19 protein-coding genes are annotated in these 21383 nt (G+C 33.8%); 7 read left to right on the top strand and 12 right to left on the bottom strand.

Annotated elements, in window-relative coordinates; all coding sequences use genetic code 11:
• Positions 1–25 precede the first annotated feature (25 nt).
• From M0M44_RS20175 to M0M44_RS20160, 4 genes are all read right to left on the bottom strand, one after another.
• The gene (locus M0M44_RS20175) at positions 26–1114 is read right to left on the bottom strand and encodes an efflux RND transporter periplasmic adaptor subunit (protein ID WP_248727328.1); all 1089 of its coding nucleotides are present in this window, start codon (positions 1112–1114) and stop codon (positions 26–28) included.
• A 26-nt stretch (positions 1115–1140) separates the two neighbouring features.
• Positions 1141–2427 carry a TolC family protein gene (locus M0M44_RS20170; RefSeq protein WP_248727327.1) on the bottom strand — a complete coding sequence of 429 codons (1287 nt, stop codon included), beginning with the start codon at positions 2425–2427 and terminating at the stop codon, positions 1141–1143.
• Positions 2428–2524: 97 nt separating this feature from the next.
• Positions 2525–3883: a sensor histidine kinase gene (locus tag M0M44_RS20165; protein WP_248727326.1), complete on the bottom strand. Its 1359-nt coding sequence runs from the start codon at positions 3881–3883 to the stop codon at positions 2525–2527.
• Positions 3880–4557 carry a response regulator transcription factor gene (locus M0M44_RS20160; protein WP_248727325.1) on the bottom strand — a complete coding sequence of 226 codons (678 nt, stop codon included), beginning with the start codon at positions 4555–4557 and terminating at the stop codon, positions 3880–3882. Before M0M44_RS20160 ends, M0M44_RS20165 begins: the two co-directional genes overlap by 4 nt.
• 519 nt (positions 4558–5076) lie before the next feature.
• Between M0M44_RS20160 and M0M44_RS20155 the strand changes: the two genes are divergently transcribed.
• The 3 genes from M0M44_RS20155 to M0M44_RS20145 all read left to right on the top strand — a co-directional run bounded on the left by M0M44_RS20155 (position 5077) and on the right by M0M44_RS20145 (position 6976).
• Entirely contained in the window at positions 5077–5625 is a 549-nt protein-coding gene (locus M0M44_RS20155; RefSeq protein ID WP_248727324.1) for a type 1 glutamine amidotransferase domain-containing protein, read from the top strand.
• A 588-nt stretch (positions 5626–6213) separates the two neighbouring features.
• Positions 6214–6564 carry a hypothetical protein gene (locus M0M44_RS20150; RefSeq protein ID WP_248727323.1) on the top strand — a complete coding sequence of 117 codons (351 nt, stop codon included), beginning with the start codon at positions 6214–6216 and terminating at the stop codon, positions 6562–6564.
• A 178-nt stretch (positions 6565–6742) separates the two neighbouring features.
• Positions 6743–6976, top strand: a complete 234-nt coding sequence (locus tag M0M44_RS20145; protein ID WP_248727322.1) for a hypothetical protein — start codon at positions 6743–6745, stop codon at positions 6974–6976.
• Between the two features lie 68 nt (positions 6977–7044).
• Here M0M44_RS20145 and M0M44_RS20140 read toward each other — a convergent pair whose 3' ends face one another.
• The 6 genes from M0M44_RS20140 to M0M44_RS20115 form a co-directional block, all read right to left on the bottom strand.
• The gene (locus M0M44_RS20140) at positions 7045–7290 is read right to left on the bottom strand and encodes a hypothetical protein (protein WP_248727321.1); all 246 of its coding nucleotides are present in this window, start codon (positions 7288–7290) and stop codon (positions 7045–7047) included.
• Between the two features lie 7 nt (positions 7291–7297).
• Positions 7298–8125: a hypothetical protein gene (locus tag M0M44_RS20135; RefSeq protein ID WP_248727320.1), complete on the bottom strand. Its 828-nt coding sequence runs from the start codon at positions 8123–8125 to the stop codon at positions 7298–7300.
• A 211-nt stretch (positions 8126–8336) separates the two neighbouring features.
• Positions 8337–10247, bottom strand: coding sequence for a hypothetical protein (locus tag M0M44_RS20130; protein ID WP_248727319.1), 1911 nt, complete (start codon positions 10245–10247; stop codon positions 8337–8339).
• Between the two features lie 285 nt (positions 10248–10532).
• On the bottom strand, positions 10533–11618 hold the full coding sequence (locus M0M44_RS20125; RefSeq protein ID WP_248727318.1) for an efflux RND transporter periplasmic adaptor subunit: 1086 nt from the start codon (positions 11616–11618) through the stop codon (positions 10533–10535).
• A 126-nt stretch (positions 11619–11744) separates the two neighbouring features.
• Positions 11745–15035, bottom strand: coding sequence for an efflux RND transporter permease subunit (locus tag M0M44_RS20120; protein ID WP_248727317.1), 3291 nt, complete (start codon positions 15033–15035; stop codon positions 11745–11747).
• Between the two features lie 12 nt (positions 15036–15047).
• Positions 15048–16433: a TolC family protein gene (locus M0M44_RS20115; RefSeq protein WP_248727316.1), complete on the bottom strand. Its 1386-nt coding sequence runs from the start codon at positions 16431–16433 to the stop codon at positions 15048–15050.
• 174 nt (positions 16434–16607) lie between these two features.
• Between M0M44_RS20115 and M0M44_RS20110 the strand changes: the two genes are divergently transcribed.
• The 4 genes from M0M44_RS20110 (at position 16608) to M0M44_RS20095 (ending at position 19456) form a co-directional block, all read left to right on the top strand.
• The gene (locus tag M0M44_RS20110) at positions 16608–17645 is read left to right on the top strand and encodes a sensor histidine kinase (RefSeq protein WP_248727315.1); all 1038 of its coding nucleotides are present in this window, start codon (positions 16608–16610) and stop codon (positions 17643–17645) included.
• Entirely contained in the window at positions 17642–18346 is a 705-nt protein-coding gene (locus tag M0M44_RS20105; RefSeq protein WP_248727314.1) for a LytR/AlgR family response regulator transcription factor, read from the top strand. Before M0M44_RS20110 ends, M0M44_RS20105 begins: the two co-directional genes overlap by 4 nt.
• Before the next feature lie 123 nt (positions 18347–18469).
• The gene (locus M0M44_RS20100; RefSeq protein WP_248727313.1) at positions 18470–18943 is read left to right on the top strand and encodes a hypothetical protein; all 474 of its coding nucleotides are present in this window, start codon (positions 18470–18472) and stop codon (positions 18941–18943) included.
• Between the two features lie 57 nt (positions 18944–19000).
• On the top strand, positions 19001–19456 hold the full coding sequence (locus M0M44_RS20095) for a hypothetical protein (RefSeq protein ID WP_248727312.1): 456 nt from the start codon (positions 19001–19003) through the stop codon (positions 19454–19456).
• 149 nt (positions 19457–19605) lie between these two features.
• Here the strand turns inward: M0M44_RS20095 and M0M44_RS20090 are convergent, their stop codons facing one another.
• A complete protein-coding gene (locus M0M44_RS20090) occupies positions 19606–20370 on the bottom strand; it encodes an SDR family oxidoreductase (RefSeq protein ID WP_248727311.1) in 765 nt (254 codons plus the stop codon).
• Positions 20371–20514: 144 nt separating this feature from the next.
• Positions 20515–21240: an SDR family oxidoreductase gene (locus tag M0M44_RS20085; RefSeq protein ID WP_248727310.1), complete on the bottom strand. Its 726-nt coding sequence runs from the start codon at positions 21238–21240 to the stop codon at positions 20515–20517.
• Between the last annotated feature and the right edge of the window lie 143 nt (positions 21241–21383).

The following is a 21383-nucleotide window of genomic DNA, read 5'->3' as shown; positions in this document are numbered from 1 at the left end:
TATTTTTTATCCGTTTTTAAGGATCTTAGTTTTTTAATCTTTCGTGAATCAGCAATTGGTTTTTGGTAATGACCTTTTCGCCTTCGTTAACGCCTTTGTCAAAATAAAGCCAGCTGTTGTTTTTCAGTTTCGGACTTATTTCTCGGGTTTCAATTGTACAATCGTCTTTGTAGATTAAGATATAATCGCGGTTATTGTCAAAAATGGCTGCTTTTGCGGGAACAGAAACCAATTCTTCGCCACCTATGCTTTTATCGATTGTAATGTCGGCTGTCATTCCCGGTTTTAATTTCAGGTTTCGGTTGTCCATTACAATTCGGGCTTTCAAAACATGTTCGTCGGCATCAAAAATTTTCGACATCATATTGATTTTTCCTTTAAAGATTTCTCCCGGATACGCTGGAGTTGTAACATCAACAGGCATATTTTCAGATACATTTTTCAAGTTACTCGTATATACATTCACCAAAACCCAGATTTCTTTTAAGTCAGATATAGTAAAAAGCGGTTCACTGCTGTTTGTAATCTGCATTCCCGGACTTATATTTTTGTCTACGATATAACCTTCTGTTGGCGCTTTAATTAGAAAAACAGATCTTTCGCTGCTGGCGCTAAACATGGCTAGATTGGCTCTTACATTTTCAAGATTAGCTTTTAAGACATCCAGTTCGCTTTGTGCCTGCATTAAATCTTTTTGTGATGAAATTCCATCATCAAACATTGATTTTGCTGCTTGCAAATTACGCTGTGCCACGTTTATTTGCGATTGAAGCGATTTACTTTCAGACTGCATGCTGTTTAATTCTGTACTTTTTATCTCGGCCAAAATCTGTCCTTTTCGAACATAATCGCCCAACGAAAAAGTAGTTTTAGTAATAATTCCTTCCACAAGACTGTTAAACTGAACTACGTGATCGCCGTTGTACGTAATGTTTCCCGTAAGGTTTATAGATTCGCTCACAGACCGTTTTTGAATTGGTTCGATTGTGATTTTTTCTTTTAAATCTTTATCGATACAAAACTTTTCTTCTTTCGTTTCTTTTACTTCTTCTTTTTTGCCACATCCATAAACGAGCATTAACCCCAATATTGGGAGTACAATATATTTCTTCATTTGTTTGTTGTATTTGAGAATTAGATTTAGTTGATTTCCTGACCTGAGATATAGCGCAGTTCTTCCAGATTTTTATTCAGGTCCATTTTAGAATTCAGCAGTATCGATTTGTTGTCTAAATAAGCATCAACAAAATCAAGATATTCAAGCATGCTGGTATTTTTTTGAAGGAAGTTCTTGCGATACGCTTCCAGAAGTTTATCCAAATCTCCTTCATAATCAGCCTCAACACTGTCGTACAATTTTTTGGTAACTAATAAATCTTCATAAGACTGCAATACTTCAGATTGTATGCTGATCGTTTTTTCTTCTGCCAATAATTTCCCCTGATCGATGGCTAGTTTAGCGGCTTTGATATTTCCCTGATTTCTATTAAAAAACGGAAGATCAAGAGAGAAACCAACGCCCACAAAGTCATTCATTAAACTCGCTCCACGGTCATAACTTACCCCAAGTGTAACGTCTGGAGTTCGCATCGCTTTTTCGTATTTGTACTTGTTGTCGTTGTAGTCATTACCGAGTTTAAGCACTTTCATATCTGGTCGGTTTTCTACAGCAGAAGCGATCAAATTGCCTAAATTGATGTTATCGATATTCTTATTATCGGGAACAAAACCTTCGTCGGTAAGTTTGATGTAGTTTGTAGCAGGAAGATTCATTAACACTTTAAGCTCTTTCTGCAAAGAATTGTTTTCTTTTTGCAGATCGGCTATTTCTTTTAAAAATTGAAGTTCAGTTGCTTTCAATCTGATGTATTCGCCTTTACCCACATTGCCTTGTTTTACCTGATTTCCGTAAGCTTTTAGTAAAGTCTGCATAGACGAAAGCTGTTTTTTATAAATCGCTTCTTGTGCCTGATTGTATTGCAGTTCGGTAAGATTGTTTCTGAATTCGATTTTCAGATTGCGTAAAAAAGTTTTGAAATATTCTTTGGCGATATCAACGCTCACTTTTTCCATAGCAATCATTTTTTTGCGTTTTCCAGCAGTCTGAATCAGCTGTTCCAGTTCTGCAGTGACTTGCGAAGTTTTTCCGAAATTCCCCCATAACGGAGGCAATTGCTGTGCAGTAGCATTGTTCCAAAGATTGATTTCGCCGATAGTCAGCGTAGGATTAGGCCATAGTTTTGCCTGAATAACCTGTGCATCAGCCATGTCGATGTTGAGTTTTTCAGAAATAAGAGAAATGTTCTTATCCAAAAACAAAGCCTCGGCCTGTGTTCTGGACAGCACAATGGTATCGTTTATGGCAGCAATCTGCGCCACACTTTTGTGCGATACAATAACGAGTAAGGTTAAAAGTAAACGTTTCAAATTAAGTAGTTTTAATGATATCGCAAAGTTATTGGCGACATATTAGCCCTTAATTTGATGTGTGTTATAAGACGGTTAGAGCAACATTAGAAAACGATTAGAGTGGCGGAAAGAGTAGTGTTACCGTTGTTCCTTCGTCTTTTTTGGATGCAATATTAAAATCGATTTTGTTTTGTTTGAAGATAATATTGGCTAGTGAAAGTCCAACTCCGCTGCCTTTTATATCTTTTACATTTTTGCCTCTGTAAAAGGTTTGTTTAATGAAAGTTAAGTCATCTTCGCTAATGCCACTTCCGCGGTCTTCAATGACAATTTTGAGCTGATTGTCTTGTTCCAGCAGACTTATTTTGATAGGATTTCCGTTCGAATATTTTACGGCATTTTCTATAATGTTGTATAAAGCGATTTTGATTTCGTTGCTGTTTCCTTTTATCGAAAGCAGTTTATCATTTGCCACTTCTAGAACGATTTGTATCGGAGCATTTTTTAAATCGTAAATCTCAGGCAATTGGTCGTTAATATCCCAAACCAATTCATCGACCCTAAAAATTTCATTAAGTTCTGTATTATTTCTAAGACCAGAAAGCATCATCAAAGTATTCATGGTGTCTTCGATTTGATAGACATTCTCTAATACTTTTTCAGACATTTCTTTGTATTCGGCACTTGATCTGTCTTTTTGTGCAAATACTTCTAAGTTGCCTGAAATAGCCGTTAAAGGCGTTTTAAATTCATGCGAAACATAATTGATGAAGTTTTTTTGAATGATAAAAGTATCCGACAAACGGGTAAATAAATTGTTGTACGTTTCTACCAGTTCCTGAATATCATCTTTGGAATTTGGAGAAACAATCTGGCGATCGAGCGACGAAGCCTGAATTTCGTTTACTTGATCAATAATGTTTTTTATCGGACTGTACGCTAGATTAGAAAGCACACGGCTCACAATATAAATCGTTATTAATCCGATGATTAAAACCATAATCATAATGATTTGCAATCTGTCGGTCATGGTTTTAAATTCGACGTCATTTTTTTTAACGAAAACCACAAAATCTCCTTGATTGTCATGATAATAACTTCCAAAATAGAAATGATGTTTAGATTTGAAACTGAGCTTTCTGTTTTTTCGAATATAATCTAATCTTTCGGCATTGATATTGTTGTCGATCGTTTTGTCGCCGTATACAATCTGATTTTTATTGTTGTACACGCGCGTGATGATTTCCAGCGAATTCTCCCTGAATTGCTGTCCAATTAACAAATGCTGATTTTCGGGCAGTTCATCTTTTTCGAGATAGAAAATCCCCGTAAGCAGACACGTTTTTTGAAGTTCGTTATATACAATCTTTTCCGAATAACTGTAGAAAGAATAATACGTGATAAAGGAAGCAATGACAAAGACAACGCTAAACGTAAGAGATGATATTAAGGTAAACCTATTGCGTATTTTCATGATTCTTCTTTAATCATATATCCCGTTCCTTTTATGGTATGGATAAATTTATGGTTCTGCTCAATTTTGTTTCTTAAATAAGAAATGTAAACATCGACAACATTCGTATTGTTATCGTAATTAATTCCCCAAACAGCATTTAAAATCTGCGTTCTCGGAATTACTTTGTTTCGGTTTTCTAATAAATACAAGAGCAGTTTATATTCTCTTGGCGATAAATCGATTAACGTATCGTTTTCGGTAACCTTATGTTCTTCAGGATTTATGGTTAAAGTTCCTAATTTGTATAAGGTTTCTACTTTGTCATAATTGAATTTGGTTCTTCGCGTAAGCGCGTTGACTCTCGAAATTAATTCCTTAAAATGAAACGGTTTCACCAAATAATCATCGGCGCCAGAATCTAAAGCGGTTACTTTATCATCGGTATCGCTCAAAGCGCTTAACATTAAAACGGGAGTATGATTTTTTTTGAAACGCATTAATTTGACAAGCTGAATGCCGTCGATTCCCGGAAGCATAATATCCATCAAAATAATATCCCAAATATCTTGCTGAATGAGGTCTCTGGCAATCTCGCCCGTTTCGGCCAGATGCACAGTAAAGTTGTTTTCCTCCAAACCTTTTACTATAAATTCGCTGATGCGTTTATCATCTTCAATGAGTAAAACATTCATAAATGGTAGATTATAATGGTTGCTGTGATTAAAACGGAAATGTTTTAACCATCTGATAAGTTGTTTTCAAAAAAATAGGATGATCAAAAATAGCAATTATTTTTTGAACCATATAAGGTCATATAAGTTATAGAAGTTTTTTTATAATAAACGTTTTATTTGTCATTTCGACGTAAGGAGAAATCTTCGCAAGTAGCTCCACAAAGATTGGCAATGAATAGATGTGATAAAAATTCCGTAGGAATGAAATATTTTATAGATTCAAAAAAAATACCGTACCAAACGTTCCAGCGGAGCGACATCATTTATATAATCACTTCTCTAGCTTTCACGGTATAAAATAGCAAACCAAATTGACCTACATCTTATATAATTTCAGTTTAATTTTTAATAAAAACTTGTAATTCAATTAATTAACTTTTATTAAAGAAAGCTTTAACATGCTCTGTTTCCGCTGGCTGTTTGAAATACCTAATTTTAGGTAAATCAAAATTAATAACATTTTAAAAATTTAAAATTATGAAAAAGAATATAGCCATATTAGCCACAAACGGATTTGAAGAATCAGAATTAGCATCTCCAAAAGCCTATCTGGAAGAGCAAGGTTGGAATGCAGATATTGTAAGTTTGAAATCTGGAACTATTAAATCTTGGAAAGACGGAAATTGGAGCACAGAATATGATGTCGATGTCGTATTAGATCAGGCAAATGAAGCCGATTACGATGCTTTGGTTCTTCCGGGTGGAGTTATAAACCCTGATTTATTAAGAAGAGAAGAAGCTGCTGTAAATTTTGTACGTTCCTTCTTTGAAAGTAAAAAACCAGTAGCCGCTATTTGCCATGGACCTCAAATTCTGGTAGATGCCGATGTTTTACAAGGTCGAAAAGTAACTTCGTTTTTCTCTGTTAAAAACGATTTGAAAAATGCTGGCGCACAATGGGAAGATTCAGAAGTTGTCGTAGACAACGGATTAGTAACCAGCCGAAACCCGAATGATTTGCCCGCTTTTAATAAAAAAATGGTGGAAGAAATTAAAGAAGGAATACATGAGCGTCAGAGAGCGTAAGAGATGTTTTCTATTTATCAAGTTACAAAAAATGCAAGATCAATTTTGGTCTTGTTTTTTTTTATTGAATAGCCCCTAGTTTTAACTAGGGGATTAAAAGATTTGATAGTAATAAGGCTTTAGCCAAATGCGTATTTTGGCTAAAGCCTTTTCTAACTTTATTTTATACCTCCAGCTAAAGCTGGAGGCAATTGATTCTTTTTAATTAATTGAGAATCAATCTTTGCGTTCCTCTGGTTGAAACCAGAGGCTATGTTTTAAAATAATTGTGGATTTTCTTGTGATTTTTTTGCCTTTTACTTAGTGTTAGCGTTCGCATATAGTTTGTCATTTCGGCCGAAGGGAGACACGAGCGATAGCGAATTGACGAAGTAAATCGCACGGGTATATCGAAATAGATTGTCAGCTCGCTTTTGTGGAGTTTCTCGCGAAGATTTCCCCTTGCTAGCGCGAACGTCTCGCTCACGGGTAGCAACTAACAAACACAATAGACATCACTACAATATTTCATTTTTCTACTTTCTCTCTTTTGTAAAAAATAAGATTTTATATTTAATTTATATTTGTAGTATATTTTAATCTAAAACTATGGACATACTCAGCGACTATGAAGTACAATTCTATATCATGTGGGGTAAAATGATTAATACTAAATACACATGGTTAACAGCTTACATAAATGACTATAAGGAATTAGAGCAAGTTCAGAAATTTTTAGACGAACATATCTATACCGTTATAAATGGAGAAATAGAAAGAGGCGGGGAAATTACCGAAAGCCAATATTTTGCTGATATTAATATTTTGGAAACAAAAATATACAAAGATGCAAGAGCTTGGCAAAATGATAATACTATCGAACCTGATCTTATTATACCAACTCTTCATTTTACAGCGATTTTTGAAGCATGGCGTGATTATTCTCTTATATATGGTTAGAGATTTTAATTATTTTTTAAAACTATTTTAAAATAATATTTTTCTTACTTTTTTAAAAAGTTTTCTTACATTTGAAGTTCTTAAATCTTCACATTTAAAATAAAGTAAAATTTGCCTTTTATGGTTTGACAAGTAATATGTCTTACTAAAATAGGCTTTAATTCACTAAATGGAAGACATGAACAAAAACACCCTTTCCAAAGAAGCCGAAACAAGGCTGATTGATTTTTTTAACCATATTATCGATCCCCAAGATATGGCTAAAATATTAAGACAAGTAAACTGCATTTTAGCTCTCGGTGTAACGCGACAACACGAAACCCTCCAAATTGGACTTTTAAATTTTGAAGACAATTATTATTGGCTCAATGAATTGGCGGAGATTTTAAATCCTTATTTGAGTGAGGAGTAAGAGTTATTAAATGGAAAAACCTCGATTTTTTTTTTGAATCGAGGTTTTTTATAGTGAGTTTATTTAGTTTAAAGCATTTCCCAGTTAATTTCAGATTCTTCTACATCTGCTTTCCATAATTGCCTACCACTTTTTAATGTTTTTATTTTTATTTCTTCTATTTGAAAATCTATATTTTCTGATCCTATCATTACAACTAATCTATGAGAAATTCCATCTGCAACCATAAAATTAGAATCGTTTGTTTCTACATTAAAAAATTGATTTTTTTCTAACCATTTTTTAACTACTTCTTTTTTTTCTATATCATTCATAAGGCTTCTAATTTAATTGTACTGTATTACCTAAATCTTCCACTTTTGATTTTTTTGTAAAATCATTGATTTTTTTATAATAGCCCTCAAAATTAAAATCTTGAGGATTTAAATATATATCGCGCATTTGCTTTAAATCTTCTAAACTTACTGGTAAAGTATCAAAATAAATATGTTCTCTCTTCAATACCAACACTTTTATATGGTCTTCCGTAAATAAAGGGGTTATAGATGGCAAAAATAAATCAAAAACACTATCATTTGCAAATAATCTATTGATTGTCAAAATTGCACCTAAGAATCTTTCAAATTTTTTATTTCTAATCCAATCATCCTTAAAAACACGGACTCCCTCGTAATAGGTCTGCCAATATTTACTTTTGTTATATCCCTTTATAGTTTTTAAATAAAGAGCCACATAGAAGTCAGCTTCTATATCAATTAAACTCATAAAGTCGTTGCCAAAATTATCCTTTATTTTAGTTGCATCTTCTTTATTAGGAACCTTTTGAACAAGTAAATGAAAATATTCATGTAGAACTACTATTTTGAAAAAATCTTTACTGCTGTTTCTTAGTAGATTAGGATTAAAAGATACTTGTTTGTGTCCATCAGACCAGCTAACTTTCATTATCCAATCGTCCTTAGAAAATGGTGCAATTTTTATATCTTCCACCTTAAAAGTCTCTGTACAATAATTTTCAAAGTTTAACCAAGAATTAAATTCTTGAATTTCTTTAAGTACTTCAGTTTTTATTTTTTCATCTATTTCATTTTCAATTCCGACTTTTGAAAGTAGATCATCTAAACTTTTGGTATTTTTTGATTCTAACATTTTTAATGTATTAAGAATATTTTTTGATTAATTTTCGCTTATCTATTTTAAATTTTACATACAATTCTTCTCAAAAGTATAGTTTTACTTCCGTAGTTAATCAAGTATTTTTACCTGTTTATTTAATTGATTGAATTTTTTAAGAATTTTTACTTTTGTTAAGTCTTTTCTAGATTTATAGATATCAAATAAATTTTTGGTAAAAGAATCATTAATCAGTTTTTGTTTTTAACAAAGCTCTTAATTCATCATTTTCTTTTTTTAATCTCTGAATTTCATTTTCCTTTGATAATAATTCTATAGTTTTTTTTGATAATTGATGCTCTTTAATAGAAGCTAAATCTATTATTTTATTTTCTAACACAAGTCCCAGTTCTTCCTTATATGCCATAAATGGTTCATATAACCAATGATACGCATTGCCAATTGCACCATGGAATAAGCGCATTGTTGGATTTCTCTCTTTAGATCCTGCTGTTAAAATATGTTCTAGTGATATGCCTGGATATGGATCAATATAATAAATAACTTTTATTCCTAATTGATAAGCTTTCTTTGAACATAATTCGCATGGACTAGCTGTTGTAAAAAGTTTGCCATTTTCAATTCCTTGTCCTCCATATTTTGTTATTTGAAGAAAAGCACTTTCTTCTGCATGTAATGATCGTGTATGTACTTGGTTTTTACCATCTGAATAAGAATTAATTAAACTTTTAAAGCAAAAACAAACATTTCTTCCTTTTAAATCCTTACGATTATGTTTAATTTGTTCATTATCAAAGTTTTGTTTGAATACTCTTTGAAAATCAATATTATTTCTTTCATATGATGTAAATGCTTCAATGTCTTTTTCATTTTTTAGCAAGTCATCTGCATTCCTTAAGCTACAAGGAACTTGTCCTTCAGGTGTGTTATTCCATCCTATCGCCTTAATTGCATAATTGACATCTGTTATTGCAGCTCCAACTTGTCGTGAGATACATCCAGAATTATATTTTGCAGTAAAAGCCAACTGCATACATCTTTCTTCTGGAGAAGGTGTTACAATACCTGGCTGATCAATTAAACTAAGAAATTTTAAAAGTTGCATTTGCCAAGAAAAATAAGGCGAAGCATTATCCTTAATTTCTGTATTTAAAAAATCTACATCTTCATAACTTTTAAAAGAAATATGTATATCAGCATTTTGAATGCATTGTGAAACATTTACTTTATAAAAATCTTTAGATTTTGCTCCATTATATTCTTCAGTTATTAATTTTTCTACATCTTCATAATTGTCATTTTTATACCTTTCCTTAATTTCCTGTTTTCTATTTTCTTCTACTCTATTAATGGCCATACAATAGAAGGCAGAAAGTCTTTGTCGAAAAAACATAATCTCTAAAGGATTTCTAAGAGAGTCTATAACAATTTCTGTAGATTTGTTTTTATTTTCTTTAGAATAGGCTTTAATAAGCTTATTTATAAGTTCTGCAATTGTAAAAATATTATTAAGATCAATATTTTTTTCGTCATCATATTTCCCTGATTTTCTTATATTGTTTGCAATAATTTGTAAAACCTTATTGCGTTTAACTTTAGAGTTTGCTTCTAACGTTAAATGTAATTTTATACAAAATGACTTAAATGAATCTGAAGAATGTAATTCTCTTAATCTCTTTAACTTTTCATTTGCCCTTCTGCAATTATTGTATTCGATTACCTCTTTACTTAATGAATTAAATTCTTCTTTAAGAGAATTTAATTCATTAATTTCATTTTTAAAATTAGCTAAATGGCCAAGATTACTTTTTTCAAATTCATCTTTCAAATTCTGACAATTTAAAAATGAAAGAAAACAGTCCCAATTATTCATTAGAATAAAAATGACTAAAATATCTTTATATGGAATTAGGATGTGTTTTTTAAAATTTTCTTTACTATATTCATAAACTATTCTATACTTCCTGTACGAATTATGAGTTATTGAGCTGGTTTCAGGATGTCTGAAAATTGTTGAATCATTACTAAATCCACTTTCCAATTGCTTGGCAATTTCACTACAACCAGAACCTTTTCTTCCTGTTAAAGCAATTATTGTAAATGATTTTCTTAATTCATAAATTTTCTCAATATTCATAAAATTATAATTTTATTAAACAACTTGTAATGTGGTGTAATTTATGTTTTACTAATATTATTTTAACAATAAAAGTGATATTTTTTCAACAAAGTTATTAGCTATTTGAAAAATGATTGTTGGTGAACTTTAATATAGGCTCATAATAATTGAATGCATCTAATATAAAAACAAAAAAACAGCCCTCTAGAATAGAGAGCTGTCCTTAGGCAAATTTTTAAATTTGCATTCCGAAAAATGCGTACAGTTTTTGGTAATCTACTAAAATGAAGACTTAAACGCAGGTTATTCGTTTATTGTATCGCCTTCCTTAGTTTCTTCGCTGGCAATTTTTACCAGTTTATCGTTTGGAGTCAAATCGCCGAAGATTTCAATTTTATCTTCGATTTCTCTTCCTTTTTTAACGTCAACTCTTGTGGCTTTGTGATTTACTACTTTTACCACATATATTCCTTCTGCAGAACTTACTACTGCCGATTTTGGTACTACAAAGGTGCTATCTTTCGCGTTAAGCGGTAATAAAACTTCGGCAACCATTCCAGGCAATAAATTTCCTTTGGTGTTGTGAACATCCATTTCCACTCTTTCCGAACGCAGTTTCAAATCTAATGCGCCAGACATTCTGGTAATTTTGGCTGTAAAAGTTTCTGGCAACGATTTTACATTAAAACTCATTTCGTCGCCTGGGTGTAAATATCCAGTGTACAATTCTGGAACCGAAACCGCCAAACGTAATTTGCTTTGCTCCTGAATCGTTAATAAAGGCAAATCTGAGCCTTTTCCTGCTGGGCCAACAAATGTACCTAAATTTACATTTCTAGCCGCTACAACGCCATCAAAAGGAGCACGAATTTCTAGATAACCTCTCATAATCGAGATTTCTTTGTGTGCTGCAATTGCGGCTTGGTATTGCGCGTAATCAGAGTTCTTTTTACCGCTTGCCATTTCTAAGTCATTTTTAGAAATCGTTCCTTCCACTTTGCTTGTTTCGTACAAACGGTTGTAAGTGCTTTTGCTCGTAGCATAAATCGCTTCCATCGATTTCAATCTCGATTCGGCAGCAGCCAATTGCGAACTGATTTCTGGCGCTTCCAAAACAATTAAAAGCTGTCCTTTTTTTACTTTCGTACCAATATCAACTTTTAACAGTTTTACGAAACTGCTCACTTTAGCATACAAATCAACTTGTTGGAAACCCGTTAATTCGGCTGGCAAGCGCAATTCTGTAGTTAGTTTTTCTTTCGATAAAAGGAAAGTTTCAACTTTAGGTTCTATTTCTGCTTTCGCAGTTTCTTCTTTTTTCTTTTCACAGCTGCTTAATGCCACTAGAGCGGTGAGCAGTATTGCGATTGATTTTATATTATTTTTCATTTTTTGGTTTTATATAAATATGTTTTACAAGTATGCTGAAAGTATAAAAGTTTATCAAAGTATTTTCGCGACGATTGTGCTTTCGACTTTCGACTTTATGACTTTCGACTTTCCAACTTTATGACTTTATGACTTTCCAACTTTCGACTTACCTATTGATGAGATATAATGGATGCTTTCTTCGTCTTCAGGATCTAAAGAAACAGATTGTGTCGATGTTTTTTCTTGTGCCCACGCAAATATCTGCGGAAGGATCAATAATACGGCAAAAGTAGAAAATAATAATCCACCGATAACCGCTCTTCCTAACGGAGAAACTTGATCGCCTCCTTCGCCGTGACCAATTGCCATTGGCAGCATTCCCGCAATCATCGCAACTGAAGTCATGATAATCGGACGAAGACGCAATGCAGCTGCTTCACGCGCAGATTCTAAGGCATTTCCGTTTATTTTTCTAAGCTGTTCGGCATTTGTAACCAAAAGTACGGCATTGGCAATAGAAACCCCAACCGACATAATGATTCCCATATACGATTGTAAATTTAACGTAGAACCTGTAAGCGTAAGCATTAATAGAGATCCTAAAACTACGGCAGGAACTGTGGTTAAAATAACCAGCGAAACTTTGAACGATTGGAAATTAGCGGCCAACATTAAGAAGATTACGAAAACGGCAACCAATAACCCCGTTTGCAAACTGCTTAATGTTTCAGTCAATACAGTACTTAGTCCAATTGGCGTGATAAACAAACCACGAGGTAATTCGCCCAAGGCACTAATTGTTTTGCTCACATCTTTTGATGCCGTACCTAAATCGGTTTGGTAGATGTTGGCTGTAACGGTAATGTATGGCATGGCCCCTAAATTGTCATTTTCACCTCTTACAAAGCCCGGTGTAATTTTTGCAACGTCACTTAAAACAGGACGAAGCGAGTTTTTCAATACCGGAATTTCTCCAATATCGGTTTTACTCTTCATTTTGTTTAAAGGTACCTGAACCTGAACAGAATACGATAGTCCTGCTTTTTCATCTACCCAGTTATTTTTTTCGGTATAACGTGAAGATGAGGTAGAAGCCACCAACGAACGCGAAATATCATTCATATCAACTCCTAATTCAGCCGCACGGGTTCTGTCAATATCAATATTCATTGCTGGATAATGAATTGGCTGACCGATTTGCACGTCTCTGAAATACGAAATCGCTTTTAGTTTGTCTACAATTTGAGTTGCGTACAATTCGTTTCGTTTTTTGTCTTTTCCGGCCACTCGAATCTCAATTGGAGTAGGAGAACCTTGGCTTAGAACTTTATCCGTCAATTCGATGGGTTCAAAAGAAAGTTTAGTGTCTGGCAATACTTTTTTAAGTCTTGCCCTAAATTCATCTTTAAAATCGTCCATATCTTCATGATAGTCTTTCAAGCTCACTTGGAAAACCGCTTCGTGAGAACCTGCCATGAATAGATAAATCGGGTTGATCGAGAATAGAGAAGGGTGCTGGCCGACATATACAGATGTGATTCCGATATGATCTTTACCCACCATTTTTTCCAATTCTTTTAAAACAACTCTGGCTTGTTCTTCTGTTCTTTCCAGACGAGTTCCATCAACAGCGCGCATTCTCAATTGAAACTGACTTGAATTGGTTCTCGGGAAAACGTCTTTTCCGATAAAATTAATAAAAACAATCGCCAGAATAATGGATCCCGTTAGATAAATAATAGTCGTTGCTTTTTTATGAACAAACAAACGATCTAAAGTTCGCATGAAACGATTTCTGAATTTTTCAAAACCGCTTACTTTTCCGTCGTTGTTGAAATCTTCTCTTTCGACTAAATCTTTTTTCTGACCAATTAAATTTTGTTCAGATTCAGGCGTTAATCCGCAGGCGTTAAACTCTGCCTCATCGTCTGTAATGTTTGGTTCGTGTACGTGTTTTTCATGACCTTTCATCATCCAGTTGGCCATTACAGGAACAAAAGTCTGCGAAAGCAAGAATGAAATAACCATTGAGAAACCAATCGCTAAAGCCAATGGCAAGAACAATGCTCCCGGAATTCCGACCATGGTAAATGCTGGTGCAAATACGGCTAGAATACAAAGTAGGATCAATAATTTAGGTAAAGCAATTTCCTGACAGGCATCCCAAATGGCGAGTGCTTTTGGTTTTCCCATGTCGAGATGCTGGTGAATATTTTCGATGGTTACCGTACTTTCATCCACCAGAATACCAATGGCTAGCGCTAATCCCGACAGCGACATTAAGTTGATCGTCTGCCCGAATAATTTCAGGAATAAAACCCCAGAAATAATCGAAATCGGAATCGTCATAATTACGATTAATGCTGCACGACGGTCGCCTAAGAATAATAAAACCATTAAACCTGTTAGAACCGCACCGATAATTCCCTCAGTAATCAAACTTTTAACCGAGTTAATTACATAAACTGACTGGTCAAATTCGTACGTAATATTTACATCTTCAGGAAGCGTACTTTGAATTTTAGGCAATTCTGATTTTAATTTCTGCACCACATCCCAAGTCGAAGCGTCTCCTGCTTTTGCGATACTAATGTAAACCGAACGTTTTCCGTTTACCAAAGCATAACCCGCAGTGATATCGGCACCGTCTTTTACAGAAGCAACATCGCCTAATTTTAAGTTCTGAACACCGCCTTTGAATAACGGAATCTGTTCAAAATCTTTTACTTCTTTAATCGTATTGTTAGTTGGAGTAATATAGTTTTTGTCGCCCATACGAACGTTTCCAGACGGAGCCGTTTGATTGTTCAGACGAATCGCATCTACGATTTGGTCTGGCGTCATATTATGAGAACGCAATAAATCTGGATCAACGTTTACCTCAATAGTTCTTGGGCTTCCGCCGAAAGGAGCTGGAGATAATAAACCAGGAATCGCAGTAAACGAAGCACGAACATAAACGTTGGCTAAATCCTGCAATTCGTTGTTTGAACGTATTTTACTGCTCAAAACCAATTGGCCAATTGGAAGTGAAGAAGCGTCAAAACGAATGATAAAAGGAGGCTGCGTTCCTGGAGGGAAAGCCGCTTGGATTCTGTTGGAAAGAGCACTCAGCTCGGCAGCAGCCTGAGCCATGTTGGTTCCCTCATAATAGGTTAATTTCATAATCATTAACCCCTGAATATTTTTGGTTTCTACCGATTTGATACCGTTCGAGAAAGGTAAAACGTTTACGTAGTTTTTGGCAAAATAAGCCTCCATTTGGTCTGGCGTGTAACCTCCAAACGGATGCGCAATATAGATAACCGGCAAATTCATTTTTGGCAGAATATCTACCTTAATGTCTTTGATGGCACCAATTCCGAAGAAAAATAGACCCGCAACCAATACTAATATGGAAATGGGTTTGCGGAGTGCAAAACGTATTAAATTCATTTGGATCTATAGTTAAAATTCATTTATAAATAAGTCAAAATTGCCCGTTGCGGCTACTTTCAGTAAGAACGACTGCCATACATTATTGTTGACAATATCACGATCGATTTCGGCACGGTTTAAAACATACATTGTTTGTGTCAAATCGGTCAGATCGGTTAGACCGTTTTTGTATAAAGTCGATTTCTGTACATAAGCTCTTTTTGCCGCATCCACCTGAATCGGCGCTTCAGCATAATTTTCTAAAGTAATTTTGATCTTATCCTCGGCAAAATTCAATTGCGATTTCAATTCTCTATCTGCCTGATTGTATTCTTCTTGCAAAGCTTGAGAAACAAATTTCTGAGCGCTTACTTGTTTGCTTGATCTAAAAGGAGTGGTTAAATTCCATGTGATTCCAACACCAACCAAATAATTGGTACGATCCGGATTTACGCCATCCCAATAATTTCTGCTAAAGGCATTTTGATCTGTAGCATAAGAATTTTCAAATCCAGAAGCTCTGGTTTGCAAAACTCCAAAAGCACTCATGGTTGGATAATAAAAGCGTTTGTATAATTTAACCTGCTGATTGCTGTAATCGATTTTGGTTTTGTAAAGTTGCAATAACGGATGAAGACTGTCATTTGCCGCATTTCCTTGAATCAATTCTTTTGGAATCTGCGTTACAAAAAGCGTATCGGTAACGAAATCCTGTGGCGCAACGCCCATTAAATCGACCAATTTGTTGTTTTGTTCTTTAACGAAATTTCTCGCTAGGTTTAAAGCAATTTTGGCTTTTGAAACCTCGGCAGTTGCCAATGTAGAATCTACTCCGGCCAATAATCCATTTTTAACTCTTGCAACCGCTGTCTTTTTGAAAACTTCTGCACGATCCAGATTTTTTTGCTGTGAAATCAATAATCTCTGACTCGCCAATAGATTTAAATAAGCTGCCGAAATTTTGATTTCCTGCTGGAATTTTTCCTGCTCTAAATCTTTTTCTTTGGCCTGAACATCAATTTTAGATAAATTGATTTTTTCCTGTGTTTTTCCGAAAGTGAAAAAATCCCAGTTCATGTTGACCAGATAAAGCGCACCAAACGCCGAATTCCAGTTTTGTTCAGGAAGAGGTAAACCTGATGAAGCAACTCCTAAACCTCCAAATCCGTAAAGCGGTCCGTTTTGTCCGTTTACAGTTCCGTAATCCTGCTGTGCCGATAAGTTAAGGTTTGGCAAGTAATCACGACGGGATTGTTTTAGAGTCTCTTTTGATGCATTGGTGTAATTGTTTTTTGCCCGGATAGAACCGTAGTTTTCAAGTCCTGTCTTAACAGCTTCTTTTAAAGACAGGGTTTGAGCGTAACCGATTGAGGCAAAAATCAATAAAAATAATAAGGTAATTTTTTTGAAATACATAAACTCAAAGTGTGATATAGAAATATTTTTGATGCACAAATTTATTTCTCTTACGCTGATAAAAGTCATGTTAAGTGATGTACTGCACTAGTAAATGACGAATTGAATTGGTCATTTTTTGAAAAAAATAATTAAATATTTGTTCGTACTTTGTAAACTATTTCAAAATTAAGAATGAATAAAAAAATTGATAACATACTGGATAACAAATGGTGGCAGGAGGTTGCCGTTGTCCTTTTTTCATTTACAATATATACCCTGAAAAATGATTGGATGTTGTTTAGTTCCTTCATTTCTATTGCTATGGGTGTGTTTTTCTATTGCATTTTATATATGCATGCCCAGTTTAACCGCTTTTTTCTCCTTCCCATCTTATTCAAAGCAAACAAGCCTTTTACGTATATTGTTTTAACACTTTTTGGAGTTTTTGTATTTTCGGTCATATTGTATGAAATTACAAGAATGGATATGTTTGCCAATTGCCATTTGTATCAAAATTCGCATCAAAGAAGTTATGTGTACCAATTGGCAAGTGTTTTAGGAACTTTGGTCTGTATTCTGAGTCCGATAATTGTCTTTAAGTTTTATCGTATTCACAGAAAACAAACCGATGCGGCTTTATTGTTCAATCAAATGCAATTGAATTCATTGAAAGGACAATTAAATCCGCATTTTTTATTCAATACTTTTAATACTTTGTACGGAATTAGTCTTCAGTTTCCAGACAGAACGCCAGATTTAATTATGAAGGTTTCGCAGTTAATGCGTTATCAATTAGAAAGTAACAGCAAACAATGTGTTTCTCTAGAAGACGAATTGGAATTTATAAACAGTTATGTTCAGCTAGAAAAAGAGCGTGTTGGTTATCGTTGTGAGATTAATTTTGAAAGTAAAGTAGATATCGAATACACGTATAAAATTTCTCCGATGCTCCTAATTGCATTTATCGAAAACGCTTTTAAACATGGGACTTGTGCTATCGAAAATTGTTTCGTGAAAATTAATATTACTGTTGAAAGTGGATTGCTTCATCTTCATGTTGCCAATTCAATTCCGAAGAAAAATGATGTGATTTCGACCAAAATCGGTTTAAAAAATACAATTGAACGTCTGAATTTAATTTATGGAAAAGACTATAAATTGGATGTAAAAGACGATAAACAGACTTATATTGTAGATTTACAAATACAGCTTAAAAAGTTTGTAGGATGAGAGAAACAAAAAGATGCATTATAATTGATGATGAACCCGCTGCGCATTACGTTCTGGCTAATTACATTAAACAGAATCCGCAGTTAGAATTGGTTTTTCAAGGCTATAACGGCATTGAAGCGATGAATTATCTCAGAGAAAATTCAGTCGATTTAATGTTTCTGGACATCAATATGCCTGAAATTTCAGGAATGGAATTGCTTAAAATTCTTCCATCGCATCCCAAAACTATATTGACCACAGCTTATTCTGAATTTGCGCTAGAAAGTTACGACTATGGTGTAATTGATTATTTGCTGAAACCAATTTATTTTCCAAGATTTTTAAAAGCAATAGATCGTTTTTTTGCAACAGAAAGCGTAAAACAAAAAGCGGAGGAAACCGTAAATTCGGTTAGCGTAAAAGTAGACGGTTATCTCATGGATGTTGAATTGGATCAGCTTTTATACGCGCAGAGTTTTGGCAATTACGTAAAACTTCACACTACCAAAAGAACATATCTCGCTTCGATTACTACTACAGAGTTTGAAAAATGCCTGCCCGAAAAGAGTTTTATGCGTATTCATAAATCGTATATCGTGGCATTGGATAAAATTGACGCAACAGAAAAAGATTTTGTAGTCATTAAAAACGAAAGAATCCCAATCGGAATTACTTATAAAAGAGAATTGACAGACCGTTTAAAAAAGCTCGAATTATAATTGAGTGCTTGATTTTAAAGGAGTTTTTTCTACTTACAAAAAATGTTAATTTCTTCATGTTATCTTAATAAAAAAAGTAGTAAATTTAATACGTTATTAAAGTTTAATTTAAAAAATGAAACTATGAAAAACGTGCTTTTGTCTTTTACTTTTTTATGCAGTAGTTTTTTAATTGCGCAGGAAGGAACCAATATGAAAAAAGTAATCACGCCTCCAGAAAAGGTTCGATTTGCTTTTGAGAGAGAATATGTAGGAAAGGTGCCGGTCTGGTCTGAAGAATATGTGGGAGATGATGCAGATGAGATTCGATATGAAGCGCGATACAATGTAGATGATAAAACCAAAGCGGTAGCGATTTACGATAATCTCGGAAACATGAAAGCGTATGAATTGCAAATTCCGTTTAAACAGCTTCCGATAAAAGCACAGTCTTATTTAAAAAAGAATTACAAAGCGAAAGCCATTCAAGAAATTGCAATGGTGGTAGACGATAAGAAAAAAACAACGTACGAAGTCGGTGTAGAAAAAGATTCTAATTTTTATGATATTCAATTTGATAGAGATGGCGGTTTTGATGTAATCATAGAGAAAAATTAATTTTGTAGGAAAAATATATATTTTTGTTTAATTTTATATTTTAATTTAAACCTAAATATGAGAAATATTATTTTGTTTGCCTTTGTGGTTTGCAGCAATTTTCTAATAGCTCAGAATGGAATTTTACTGCCGCCGGAAAATATTAGAACAGCTTTTGAAAATCAATATCCAAAAAAGAAACCAATTTGGGAGATAGAATACAGTAGTAAAAATGAAGATGTTATTTTTGAAGCAAAATTTAATGAAACACCAAAAATACTAGCTTTTGCAAGATATGATAAAAACGGAAATTTTAAAGCTTATAAAACACAAACAATACTAACCAAACTGCCAAAAAAAGCACAAGTTTATCTCAAAGAGAATTATCCTGTTAAGTCGTTAAGACAGTTTTTTTCTGTCGTAAGTGATTTAAATGTAAAAAGTTACGAAGCAGGCCTGATTAAAGATTCAAAATTTTATAATATAATTTTTGATGAGGAAGGCGAATTTTATAAAAGAATCCAAATTAGGTAAACTTCTTACTAATTCAAATATTATTTGAAATGACAAACCCGATAAGTTTTTGGTTGCTTATCGGGTTTTGTTTTTTTGTAGTTTGTTTTTTTTAGTTTCAGGTTTCACGTTCAGCCTGAAACTTGAAACTTGAAACTTGAAATTCACTCTTACAGCATCATTCCACCAGAAACTTCGATTCGTTGTGCATTTATCCAGCGTGCCTCTTCGGTACATAAAAAGGCTACAACACTGCCAATATCATCAGGCAAACCAACTCTTCCCAAAGCCGTCACAGAAGCAATTTGCTGATTAATTTGTTCATTGTCACGAACTATACCTCCTCCAAAATCGGTTTCGATAGCGCCAGGAGCCACTACATTAGCTCTAATTTTTCTTGCACCCAATTCTTTCGCTTGATATTTGGTTAAAGTTTCAATCGCGCCTTTCATAGAAGCATAAGCGGCGTAACCAGGGAAAGAAAATCTAGCTAAACCTGTAGAAATATTTACAATTCCACCACCATCATTCATTACGTTTAATCCTTTTTGAGTTAAGAAAAACGGCCCTTTAAACTGAATATTAGTTAATTGATCAAATTCGGCTTCTGTTGTTCCAATGAAAGAATTGTGAATTCCGATTCCGGCATTGTTTACTAAGAAGTCAAATTTATCGGTTCCAAAAGTGTTTTTTAAAGTTGCTTCTACTTCTTTGAAGAAAGAATCAAAAGTGCCAGATTCTGCTACGTTTAATTGTAATGAAGCTGCTTTTTGACCAAGATTTTCAATTTCTTTTACCACTAAATCAGCCTCTTCTTTTTTGCTGTTATAAGTGATAATTACGTCGATTCCTTTTTTTGCAATTGCAATTGCCATGTTTTTTCCTAAACCTCTGCTACCACCTGTAACTAGAGCTATTTTTGTATTTACTGCCATATTTTTTTAATTGATAATTTGTGAATTTGTGAAATGTAAAATGTTAGTTGTAAAATGTGAAATGTGGATGTGAAATTTTTGTCATGTTTTTTTCTAAGGTAGGATTCCTTTTTTGCATCTCACATCTCACATTCAACATTTTACTTAATTAGAATGCATTGCATTAAAATGATTTCTCAATTCTTCTGCGCTTGCGTTTAGTCTGGTTTCGCTGGTTCCGAAAGTAAGTTCTTGTTTGCCTTCTTTTAATTGTTCAAAAATAGATTCGATAAAACTGCTTACGCTTGGATGCGCATCGTGAAGACCGATTCCGCCCAAATCTGTATTTAATGCTGGTGGAATAATTTCTACTACTTCAATATTTTTTTCTTTTAATAAATGACGAAGCGAAAGCGTAAACGATCTGAAAAATGCTTTTGTAGCCGAATAAACGGGAACTTTTGCAAAAGGAGAAAACGCCAATCCAGAAGTAGTATTCATTACGGTTTTAAGAGATGGTAACTGAATAAATAATGAAGTTAAATGAAGTGGAGCTTCAATATTGGTAGTAAGCTCATTTTTCATGTTTTCATAAAAATCAGCATCCGTTATAGTCATCCAATTTTGAATTCCTGCATTATTGACCAAAACAGTTAAATCAGGATGATTTTCTTTAATCCACTCAAATAGCGCTATGCGTTCTTCTTCTGAAGACAAATCGCATACTTTAGTAATAATCGATGGAAATTTAGCTTTAACTTCTTCTAAAAGAGAAGCCCTTCTCCCGCAAATAATCACCGTATTGTTTTCCTGAATAAATCGTTCCGCAAGTCCAAGTCCGATACCGCTTGCACCGCCTGTAATTAAAATTTTGTTATTTGATAAATCCATCTTTTCGTTCTTTTAATTTGATGAGACAAAGGTAGGAGCGAAGTAGACTTGGGGAGTTGTAAATATCAAATGGATGTTTGCGAAATTCAAATCATGAGGGTTAAATCACAAAAATTAAATTCCAAACTCCAAACTGATTGGTA

Source organism: Flavobacterium humidisoli, assembly GCF_023272795.1.
In the GTDB taxonomy this organism is placed as follows: Bacteria; Bacteroidota; Bacteroidia; order Flavobacteriales; family Flavobacteriaceae; genus Flavobacterium; species Flavobacterium humidisoli.
This window is presented reverse-complemented; position numbering and strand designations above follow the sequence as displayed.